Genomic DNA, 225 nt, shown 5'->3' on the forward strand with positions numbered 1-225 from the left:
AGAAGAATAGAATTCAAGCTTTCAAGAAGAGGAATTTATTAAAAAACAAAAAAAGAATTTTTAGAAAGTGAGATGCAGTTATGAATAACAATTTGAAAAGAATTGAAAAAGAGTTAAGATCATTTGTAAAGAGATGTAAGGATATAAAATACAATACTGCGTTACTATTTTCGTTTCTAGTAACAGGATCGTTATCTCTTTCAGCTAATGGGAAAGATGATGTAG

It is taken from the genome of Leptotrichia sp. oral taxon 215 str. W9775 (assembly GCF_000469505.1).
GTDB lineage: Bacteria > Fusobacteriota > Fusobacteriia > Fusobacteriales > Leptotrichiaceae > Leptotrichia_A.